Origin of the sequence: Micromonospora sp. NPDC006431, assembly GCF_042870725.1 — a bacterium.
Classification (GTDB): domain Bacteria; phylum Actinomycetota; class Actinomycetes; order Mycobacteriales; family Micromonosporaceae; genus Micromonospora.
The window spans coordinates 1-11448 of record NZ_JBIAHQ010000057.1 but is presented as its reverse complement, the minus strand read 5'-3'; the positions used below and the strand labels follow the sequence as shown (position 1 = coordinate 11448).

Annotated in this window: 4 protein-coding genes; all 4 read left to right on the top strand. The window is 65.0% G+C overall.

Annotated elements, in window-relative coordinates; all coding sequences use genetic code 11:
* The first annotated feature begins 444 nt into the window (after positions 1 to 444).
* The 4 genes from ACFYM6_RS35740 (at position 445) to ACFYM6_RS35725 (ending at position 11396) form a co-directional block, all read left to right on the top strand.
* Positions 445 to 3291: a LamG-like jellyroll fold domain-containing protein gene (locus ACFYM6_RS35740; RefSeq protein ID WP_387281897.1), complete on the top strand. Its 2847-nt coding sequence runs from the start codon at positions 445 to 447 to the stop codon at positions 3289 to 3291.
* A gap of 232 nt (positions 3292 to 3523) precedes the next feature.
* Entirely contained in the window at positions 3524 to 10300 is a 6777-nt protein-coding gene (locus tag ACFYM6_RS35735; protein ID WP_387281899.1) for a polymorphic toxin-type HINT domain-containing protein, read from the top strand.
* An 87-nt stretch (positions 10301 to 10387) separates the two neighbouring features.
* Positions 10388 to 10972, top strand: a complete 585-nt coding sequence (locus tag ACFYM6_RS35730) for a suppressor of fused domain protein (RefSeq protein ID WP_387281895.1) — start codon at positions 10388 to 10390, stop codon at positions 10970 to 10972.
* 85 nt (positions 10973 to 11057) lie between these two features.
* Positions 11058 to 11396 (top strand): transposase, encoded by a 339-nt coding sequence (locus tag ACFYM6_RS35725; protein WP_387281894.1) that lies wholly within the window; start codon positions 11058 to 11060, stop codon positions 11394 to 11396.
* Positions 11397 to 11448: the final 52 nt, after the last annotated feature.

Genomic DNA, 11448 nt, shown 5'->3' with positions numbered 1-11448 from the left:
CCCGAAGAAGCCCTCGACTGCGCTTGCGGCCTCTACCTCAACGATCCAACCGCCTGGACCCAACCCCCGACGAACTAACGACGAGGGGCACTTAGCGTGACCGCCGCTTCGCCGCTACGGCTGGACCTTCGAGATGTGCGTCAACAACCTCTCACGTAGAAGTCTTCACGCACGTCTGTGACCCACATCACATCACGCGGCGCCCGGAAGATGTGCGTTGCGTTGCGGCACTGTGACCAGGAGTTCGCTCGCGCTTGTGGATCCACTGTCGACTGTGTCGGGGCCCTCAACCGGGCGTGGCGTCCCGGGTGAGGCCTTCACAGCCGATCTTGGGTCTATCGCACCCACGTTGATTGATCTACCTTTTCGCTACCTATCGATCTACGGGGGCTCAAGGTCATGAGAAGGTCTGCGCGGCAGGGGACGTGGGGTCGCCTTGCGGGCGTGCACGCGCTAGTGGTGGGGCTGGTCACGACCGCCGCAGCGGTCGTGGTGCCTGTCTCCGCGGCTGTTGCGGATGACTGCTCCGTTTCTGTCGTGGCTGATGCGTGGGCCGCCAAGCGGCTTGCCACCAACTGCAGCAAGACCGTCGAGGTGCTGAGCGAGCGGTCTGAGACGACGCAAATGTTCGTCGAAGCCACAGGCCTGGGCAGGTTGAAGTCGTCGGTGGCGCCGCAGCGGGTGCACCGCCAGGACGGCAGCTGGGCCGACATCGACACCAACCTGCAACCCGTGAGCAACGGGTTTGCGCCGATAGCTTCCACGGCCGACATCACGTTCTCCGCTGGCGGCAGCGGGCCGTTGGTGACGTTGCGTGAGGCTGGATCGAGGTTCGAGCTGAGTTGGCCGGGTGTGTTGCCGGCGCCGCGCATCGAGGGTGACACGGCGATCTACGGCAATGTCCTGCCGGACGTGAACCTGCACGTCATCGCCGACAGGGACGGCTTCCGGCACGTGCTGGAGGTGCTCACGCCCGAAGCGGCCACGAATCCGGCGGTGCAAGAGATCCGCTACGGGCTCGGCGGTGACATGCGCGTGACGCGTACCGCAGAGGGTGGGCTGGACCTCGCCAGCGCCGACGGTGAGCCACTGCTGCAGGCATCGCCCGCTGTCATGTGGGATTCGTCGATCTCCGCCGAGGCGATTCAGCCCGCCGCGAGCCCGTCGGCGACCGGATCGTCACTCGCGGCACCCACTGCGGAGGGCGCAGATGCCGGCGGCGCACAGGGTGCCGAGGATCCGATTTCGACCGCGAAGGGGCCAAGTGAGTTGGCCTCCTCGGCCGAGGTCGCGGTGGCGGTCGCCACCGCTGATCTGGTGTTGACGCCGGACTCGGACATGCTCGCCTCGCCAGCGTCGGCGTTCCCGTTGTTTATCGACCCTGCGTTCAGCAAGCAGCGGTCGAAGTGGGCGTACGCGACGAGCAACGGGGAGAACAACGATGCCACGGCGGCCCGTGTCGGTTTGAGCCCGGAGTCGGGAGCCCTCTACCGCTCGTACTTCAGCTTCGACACTTCGGCGATGAGTGGCACCACGGTGCTGACGGCGGAGATTCAGATGAAGTTGAATCACTCGTATTCGTGTGATCCGACGTGGGTGTACCTGTACCGGACGGCCAGTTGGTCGACTGCCAACACTGGCCGGATGAGTTGGACAGCACGACCGTTGGGTTCGGCAGCCGTCTACTTGGCCGCGTGGATGGGCAACGCCAACGAGGCTGGCGGGTGCGGATCGATCCAGCAAAACGCGGACGCGGTGTTCGAGGGAGCAACCCTCCTCGACGACCTGCAGTCACAGGTGAGTAGCACGAGCTCGTACTGGGTGGGCTTGTGTGCCTGCACTAGCAGCAACGAGGGCGAGTCCTATCAGAGCCGGTGGAAAAAGTTCTATATCGACAAGACCTATCTGGTTGCCACCTTCGACGTGAAGCCCGTGCCGCCGGTGGGTTTGGCGTTCACGACGACCCTGGACTGCTACAAACAGTGCTCGTCGCCGGCGCTGGTGCGGAACCTGACACCGACGCTGCGGGCGCAGGTGCAGGACCCGTACGGCGGCACTCTGCAGACCGCGTTCGAGATTCGGACGGCGGCGGATCTGTCGGCGACGATCGTGGTGAGCAGCACAACGATGCCGCGCTCGTTCGTCACGACGGTCGGCAACGCGACAGGCACCGCGACCTCGCAAGTGCCGGGCGGCAAGCTGGTGACGGGCACCACCTACTACTGGCACGCCACCACGGCGGACGAAGCCGGCCTGTGGAGTGGCTGGGGCCCCTGGTACAGCTTCACCATCGACACGGCCCCGCCGGGGGCACTGAGCGTGGCATCCAGCACGTACCCGTCGAAGGCGTGGGGTGCGATGGTGGGCACGCCGGGCACGTTTCTCTTCAGCGCCTTCGGAGCTGACGAGTACGTGTGGGATGTTGATGGTGGTAGCGCGACGACCACTGCCTCGGCGTCGCCGACCACCACGCCTCCCACTCAGGTGAGCCACACCCCGGCCGATGACTTGGTGCACACCATGCATGTGAAGGCGAGAGATAAGGCCGGCAACACGAGTTCCACCTTCGACTACCAGTTCTGGGTGTCACCGAAGCCAGAAGCCTACTCGCACTGGATGTTCGATGAGACCGACCCGGTGAAGACCGCGGCGGATTCGGGCACCGGTTTCAGCGACACGAAGCCCGGCACTCTCGGTGGCACCGCAGGTTTCGTGGCCGGGAAGCTGAACAATGCGGTGCATTTGTCTGGCGCGGTCGGGGACCAGGTGACAACGAGTGGGCCGGTGCTGGACACGACGCAGAGCTTCACGGTCATGGCATGGGTACGCGCCACCGATCTAGCCGCCCAGCCCAAGCAGACGATCCTCGCGCAGGACGGCGCCACCGCCTCGCGGTTCGAGCTGCAGTATCTCAAGGACGTCAACGGTGGCAAGGGCGGCTGGTGTTTCACCATGTCGGGTGACAGCAGCGGCGGCGGATCCGTCAGCGCCTGTGCAAATGGGCAGACCGTGGGGTTCCCGTCAAATAACACCTGGGTGCACGTGGCAGGCCGCTATGACCAGGTCACGGGCAAGATGCGCACCTATGTCATGGGTGATCCTCAGTCCTGTGGCGGTGAGCTCACCGAGGCGAACGCTCCGGCACCCTGGTCGGCAACTGGGTCGTTCGCGATCGGGCGCGGATGGTCGGGCGGCGCGGGCATGTCGTACTGGCGCGGCGACATCGACGATGCACGCGCCTACCAGCGAGCGCTGACGGACGCCCAGATCTGCCAGCAGGCGTTGAGTTGACACACATGCTGCCGCAGCCGGGGGACAGCGGTCCCGGCTGCGGCGACGCCGGCCTGATGACCGGCATGGGCACGACACGGGTGATGCCCACCCTGCAGCTGCTATTCGCAACACACCGGCAACGCCGGTCAGATCTTCGTCCGTGCGCGTGGGGAGCGTCGTGGTGAGTGGAACAGGTTCCGGCCGCAGCCGGGTCAGGGTCTTTGATCGGCGCGTGTGGCGGTCGGCGTTGATGGCCGGCGGCCTGTCGATGGTGCTGACAGCGACCTCGCTAGGCCAGCAGGTGCAGCGAGCGGAAGCCGCGCCGAACTGGACGCCGCCCAAGCCGAAAGAGGCTGCCGGGGTGCTGGTGGGTGACGCCAAACCGGGCAAGAGTCGCTCCTACCATGCCTCCTCCAGCGTGGTGACCGGCACGAGAAAGATCGCCTGGCCCGCAGGCACTAGCACCGCCGACCTCGCCCAGGCAATTGCTGCCGCCGCCACCGCGCAGAGCACGCGGGCCGGCCTGACCGGACCTGTGCGGGCACGCGCCGGAACCCTTCCCGTCACCATCTCGACGCCGTCCGATGGCGGTGCCAGCTCTGCCGCCGCCGCGGTCGATTCCGTGAAGGTGACGGTGCACGACCGGACCGCGACGGCGAAGGCCGGGGTGCAGGGCCTGCTGATGTCGATCAGCCGCGCCGACGGCAAGACCGGCACCGCACGCAGCGGCCTGCAGGTCGACTATGCCGGTTTCGCGGATGCCTACGGTGGCGACTGGGGCTCCCGGCTGCGGCTGGTGGCCCTTCCGGCGTGCGCGCTGACCACCCCGCAGCTGGCATCCTGCCAGAAACGCAGCCCCCTGACCGCCGTCAACGACACCCCCGACAGCCTCCTGACCACGGACATCTCCCTCGCCGGCACCCCCATGCTGCTGGCGGCCGAAGCTGGGGCGTCCGGAGACAGCGGCGACTACTCCGCGACCAGCCTGTCACCAGCCGGGCAGTGGCAGGTATCGACCCAGTCCGGGGATTTCTCCTGGTCGTACCCGCTGCGCGTGCCGCCGTCACTGGGCGGCCCCGCTCCGGACATCAGCATCTCCTACTCCTCCGGCAGCATCGACGGGAAGACGGCGCTGACCAACAACCAGGGCTCCTGGATCGGTGACGGCTGGGACTCCTGGCCCGGCTTCATCGAACGCAAATACCAGTCTTGTGCCGACGACAACCCCGACCACAAGACCGGTGACCTGTGCTGGTTCAGCGACAACGCGACCCTGTCGCTCAACGGTCATGCCGGGGAGCTGATCAAGGACGGGTCGGTGTGGCGGCTGCGCAACGACGACGGCACCAAGATCGAGAAGCTGACCAGCTCGGCGCGGGACAACGGCGACAACGACAACGAGTACTGGAAGGTCACCACCACCGACGGCATCCAGTACTACTTCGGCTACCACAAGCTGCCCAACTGGACCAGCACCAGCAATCCGGTCACCGACTCGGTGTGGACCGTCCCGGTCTACGGCAACAACGACGGCGAACCCTGCTACGACGCCACCTTCGCCAACGCCTCTTGCAACCAGGGATGGCGGTGGAACCTGGACTACGTCGTGGACCCGAACTCCAACACCATGGCGTACTTCTACGGCAAGGAAACCGGCGCCTACGGCCGTGACAACGACCCCGCCAAGCGCACCACCTACGACCGAGGTGGCTACCTGCAGCGCGTCGAGTACGGCATGCGCAAGGACGCCGAATACGCCCAGACCGCGCCGCTGCGGGTCGTGTTCAACACCGCCGAACGGTGCCTGAGCAGCTGCTGGACCGGCGCGGCGTGGACCTCCGACCCAGTGCCGGCGCAATGGTTCGACACGCCGTGGGACCAGTACTGCAAGGCCGGCGACCAGTGCACCGAGCAGGGAACGCCGACCTTCTTTACCGCCCGCCGGTTGACGAAGGTCACCGCGCAGGTCCGCAACGGCACCTCCAGCTACAGAGACGTGGAGTCGTGGTCGCTGCGGCAGGAGTTCGTCAACGCCGGCACCGGTGAATCCACCCCGATGTGGCTGCGCGGCATCACCCGCACCGGACACGTCAACACGGCCGTCTCCGATCCGGAGATCACGTTCGACACGGGCTCCCAGCCGCTACCCAACCGCGTCGACGGCCCCGCCGACTCGCGCTCCGCCCTGAACCGGTGGCGGATCAAGACGGTGCACACCGAATCCGGCGGTGACATCATCGTCACCTACTCCGGGCCCGACTGCACCCGTTCCACCTTGCCGTCGCCGGCCAGTAACACGAAGCGGTGCATGCCATCCTTCTACGCCCCCGCTGGGCAGGAGTTGAGCGAGGACTGGTTCCACAAGTACGTCGTCACCCGCATCGACCTCGACGACACCGTCACCGACCAGGCCCCCGAAGTCACGCAGTACGACTACGACACCCCGGCCTGGGCCTACAACAACGACGAGCTGACCAAGGACAAGCACCGCACCTGGAGCGACTGGCGCGGCTACGGTAAGGTCACCGTCCGCCACGGCGACCCCGCAGGCCAGCAGACCGCGGTCGAGCACCGCTACCTGCGCGGCCTCGACGGCGACAAGGCCGCCAGTGGAGTCAAGGACGTGTGGGTCACCGACTCGTGGGGCGGCACCATCGAAGACCATGAAGCCCTGCAGGGTTTCGAGCTGCAAACCATCACCTACAACGGGCCCAGTGGCGCCGAAGTGTCCTCCACACGCAACAACCCGTGGATCAAGGGACCCACCGCCACCCGCACCCGCAACAAGATCACCACCCAGGCGTGGATGACCGACACCGACGTCGCCCGCGCCCGTACCCCGCTCGCCGCCGGCGGCTACCGCTACACCAAGGCCATCACCAGCTTCAACAATGACGGCCTGCCCACCATGGTCGAGGACCAGGGCGACGAGTCCATCACCACGGACGACACCTGCACCCGTACCACCTACGCCCGCAACGACAACACCTGGATGATCGACCGGGTCTCGCAAACCGAAACCCTGTCCGTCCGCTGCGCCGCTGCGCCCACCCCCGCCGATCCCGCCACCGTCCTCAACCGGGCGAGGCTGTTCTACGACGCCTACGTCGACGACACCTCCTTCGGGCAAGCCCCCACCCGTGGCAACGTCGTACGCACGGAAGAACTCGAGAAGTTCAACGGCAGCACCCCCGTCTACATCCGTACCGCTACCACCGGCTACGACGCCAACGGCCGAATCAACTCGGCGACGGACCCGCGCGGCTACACCACCACCACCACCTACAGCACCGCCAACGGCGGCCTGGTGAGCCAGACAGTGGTGACCAACCCGGAGCAGCACACCCTCACCACGCTGATGGAACCGGCCTGGGGTTCGCCGACGAAGATCACCGACACCAACGGCGCGGTCACTGACCTCACCTACGACGGACTCGGTCGGCTCACCAACACCTGGGTGCCCGGCCGTGACATGGCCACCCAGACGCCGAGCATGAAATTCACCTACAAGGTGCGCAAGAGCGGTGCACCGTCGGCCGTCACCACCGAGTCGCTCCTGCCCACCGGTACCGGGTACCGGAAGTCAGTGAACCTGTACGACGGGTTCCTGCGCCTTCGGCAGAACCAACTCCAGGCCACGGGCGGCGGCCGGACGATCACCGAAACCCTGACCAACACCCTCGGCGCCACGGCCTGGACCTCCGCCCCGTACCACGACAAAACCAACGCCGCAGTCGACGACACAGCCCTGGCGCAACCGCAGGGCCAGATCCCCTCCATCACCCAGTATGCCTACGACGGCGTCGGAAGGCAGACCGCCCAGATCCTGCTGGCGAATGGTGCGGAGAAGTGGCGGACCACAACCGCCTACGGCGGCGGTGACCGCATCCACACCACACCGCCGCTCGGTGGCACCGCGACGACCACTGTCACCGACGCCCAAGGTCGCACCGTCACCCTTCGGCTCTACAAGAACCCCGCCGACGTCGGCAGCGACGACACCGCCAAGTTCGACAAGACCAGCTACGCGTACACGCTGCTCGGGCAGCTGAAGACCGTGACCGACGTGACCGGCGCCAACGTCTGGTCCTACCGCTACGACCTACGCGGACGCCAGATCCAGTCCGTCGACCCGGACAAGGGCACCACCGACACCACCTACGACGCCGCCGGCAACATCGAGACCACCAAGAGCCAATTGGGCACCGGCACCGCCACCATCGCCTACACCTACGACAAGCTCGGCCGCAAAATCAGCATGCGCGACGACACTGTCACCGGTGCTCTCCGTGCCAACTGGGTGTACGACACCCTGCCCTATGGCAAGGGCAAGCTCACCTCTGCCACTCGCTTCACCGGCGGCAACCAATACACAACCCGGGTCGACGCCTACGACACGTACGGCCGGCCCACCTCTACCTCGGTGGTGCTGCCCAACACCGAGTCGAGCCTGTGTGCCGCCGCCAGCCCCAACACGTGCACCTACACCACGACGACCAGCTACCGGGCCAACGGTCAGCCCTTCCAGGTCACCATGCCCGCCGCCGCCGACCTTCCATCGGAGAAGCTCACCATCGGGTACACCGACGTCGGCGACCCAGGCAGCTTGCTGTCGGCATCCCAGATCTACGTCGACACCGCCACCTACGACAAGCTTGGCCAGCTCACCCAACGCATCCTCGGCCAATACGGCTACCGCGTCACCCTCACCTCGAACTTCGACGAACCCACCCGGCGGCTGACCAGCGCCAACGTCGTCCCCGAACTCAAAGCCGAAGCTGCCGACTACAACTACACCTACGACAAAGCCGGCAACGTCACCGAAATCCACGACACCCCCAACGGCGGGGTCGCGGACCACCAGTGCTTCACCCTGGACTACCTGCGGCGCATGACCGAAGCCTGGACCCCGGAGGGCGGCAGCTGCACCACCAAGCCCACCGCCTGGACCCAGATCGACGGCTCCGCCTACCCCTACTGGCACGCCTGGACCATCAACCCCGACGGCAACCGCAAGACCGAAACCCGCCGCGGGACAACCAACACCACCTACACCTACACCTACCCCTCAGCCGGCGCGGCCAGGCCACACGCCGTGACCAACGTGACCGCCAGCGGCGGCGCCACCTGGTCCCGCAACTACACCTACGACAACGCCGGCAACACCAAAACTCGACCCACCAGCACCGGCGCCACCCAAACCCTCACCTGGGACCGCGAAGGCAAGGTCCTCAGCTCCACCGACTCCGCCACCACCAGCTACATCTACGACGCCGACGGCAACCGGCTCATCCGCACCGACCCCACCGGCAAAACCCTCTACCTCCCCGGCGGCACCGAAGTCCGCTACACCAACACCACCACCATCAAGACCGCCACCCGCTACTACACCCACGCCGGCCAAACCATCGCCATCCGCACCGGCACCGGCCTCAGCTGGATCACCAGCGACCACCACGGCACGGCGGAATTGACCATCAACGCCAACACGCTCGCCGTCGCCAAACGCCGCATGCTCCCGTACGGGGAACAGAGAGGCTCCACCGCCGGCACGTGGGCCGCGGGTATGGACAAAGGCTTCGTCGGAGGCACGCAAGACCCCACCGGTCTCACACACCTTGGTGCGCGGGAATATGACCCCGCCATCGGTCGATTCATCTCCGTCGACCCGGTGATGGACCTGACCGACCCTCAGCAATGGAACCCCTACACCTACGCCAACAACTCGCCCGTCACATTCAGCGACCCAAGCGGATTGCTCTGGATCAACGACGGTGGCGGCAAATACGTACCGCCAAGCCCCTCGGTGGCGCCGTCAAAGCCCGCGACGCCCACGAAGCCCACGAAGCCCACGAAGAAGAGCTTCTGGGGAAAGATCGGCGGCGGGATGCTCTCCGGAGCCAAGCGCGCAGTGGTGGACCCAATCGGAGCGACAGCTATACAGATCGCGGGCAGTTGGAAGTCCGTCTACAACAATGCGAACGCCGTAATAGACGGCGAAATGTCGGCCACCGACGCGCTCGCGGACGCCGGAAAGATGTTCGTCTCGAACTACGTCTCCGCCGTCGTTTCCATTCCCATGGGGGTTGTGGGCGTATACGAGGGGTACGCCAAAACCTGGGGCCATATCGCTGACGGCGACTACGAAGCCGCAGCCGCAAGTTGGACAGAATCAAGCATCGGGGCGGTATCGATCGCCGCCGGCGCACGGACAGGCTTCAAGGGCGGGTGCCGCCACAGCTTCGCGCCCACAACGGCGGTGCTCCTCGCAGATGGCACCCGACGTGCGATCAGCGACGTAGGCGTCGGCGACCTCGTCCTCGCCACCGACCCCGAAACAGGCGAGACCACGGAAAAGCCGGTCACCGACCTGCACAAGAACCAAGACAGTGAACTGACCGACCTGACCGTCCGGATCGAAGACGGCGAACTCACCACCCTCCACACCACGCAGCACCACCCCTTCTGGAGCGAGAGCCGCCGAGACTGGGTCGACGCAGCGGACCTGCAACCCACCGAGCAGCTGCACACTTCAACCGGCGAGACGGTCACCGTCGCCAAGGTCCGCAACTTCACCGGCGACCAAACGATGCGCGACCTCACCGTCGCCGACCTCCACACGTACTACGTGATCGCCGGCGACGCGCCTGTGCTCGTACACAACTGTGGTGAAACGCTCTACCGCTCGCCGGCAACAGGGAAGCGTGCGAGCGAGGCGGGCGGCCTGGATGCCAATAACCATTCAGGGCCTCACCCGACAGCGTATCTGTCAAACAAGCCGGAGGGCGCTGCACAGTATGCTGGAAATGGGCACGACCTAGGGTTCCATCGGTTTGTGATGAAGTCGGGATTCCGGGAGGCTTTCGGGGATCTTGAATTCGATTTGCCAAACAAGAATGGCATAACCGGTCTAAAGGAATGGAGAATTCCGGCTAGTAGATTTGATGAGTTCAACTCGTATATCAATCACAGTAAGACGCAGTGGTGGGACGCTGCTCTGGGTCACTTCTATCCGCCATCTGGATAGATGGGCGATGGCAGTTGGGTGGGCGCTGACGCCTGTATTGTCGACAGCGTCCACCCGATCCGGGAGCGGTGCTGACTGGGGAGCATTATGACTGGCCGCGACACGTTTGACAGGTTCGATCGTTACAGGGAGTTGCTCGACTTGCTTACCGGCGCTACTCCAGTAATCTGCGACGTTGAGCCACGGGTGAGAACGGATGGGCGGGTTGTCGCCATCTCGTATGCCGGAACGCCGAAACCTGGATATGTGACAGGGTTTACGTACGGGCTGTCTCTCTCCACTCATCCGGATTGGAGGTTGGGTGGTCGTGAGCTAGCCATCACTGTCCGTTCCGACAGTCTCGAATGGGCTCGAGTTCCCGCAAGGATAGTGGCTGCGCTAAGGGGTGTCTGCCCCTTCAATCCCGGTCAGGTTCTAGGTTATATGGAACCCTACGTGGAGGGCTACGGAATGAACAGCGTCGTCTTGGCGGGACCCGCCGTCGAGATTGAACCGGGATTACTCAACTTGGGCGGCATTGAAGCCGACGCGAAACGATGCGATCTGATTGAGATTGTGGGTGCCTATCCCATCCATTCCTCTGAGCGGGATTTCGTTCACACGCATGGATATGATGCTTTCTGGGGGTTGGAGTGGGATCGATTCGACCCTGCGCGGCAGCCGGTAGTATAAGTTGATACGTCCAGCATCATGTTCCCCGGGTTCGGTGGAGTCAGGTTGGTTGACTCGTCAGGCTCGTCGCTCGTTGAGGAGAGACATGCCGAGGAGATATCCACCCGAGTTCCGTCGTAAGGTCCTCGATCTGCTGAAGGCCGGCCGGTCGGTAGCTGAGCTGGTTCGTGACTTGGAGATCAGTGATCAAACGATTTACAACTGGCGCCGTCAGGAGCTGATCGATACCGGTCAGATGCCGGGCGTGAGCTCGGCTGACCAGGCGGAGTTGGTTGCCGCTCGGCGGCGTATCGCCGAGTTGGAGACCGAGTTGGCTGTGCATCGCCGTGCGGCTGAACTGCTGAAGGAGGTGGTGCCCCCAAAAGACCGGTACGCGTCCTGTGAGGTTCCCCCGTTAGCGTGGAGGCCAGACCTAAGGGGATAGATGGTCATGGCTGAAACGAGAAGGCGGTTCGATAGGGAGTTCCGTGAGGGCG

Coding starts and splice junctions, on each gene's coding strand:
- ACFYM6_RS35735 (WP_387281899.1), top strand. CDS start 3,524: ATGGCCGGCGGCCTGTCGATGGTGCTGACAGCGACCTCGCTAGGCCAG.
- ACFYM6_RS35730 (WP_387281895.1), top strand. CDS start 10,388: ATGACTGGCCGCGACACGTTTGACAGGTTCGATCGTTACAGGGAGTTG.
- ACFYM6_RS35725 (WP_387281894.1), top strand. CDS start 11,058: ATGCCGAGGAGATATCCACCCGAGTTCCGTCGTAAGGTCCTCGATCTG.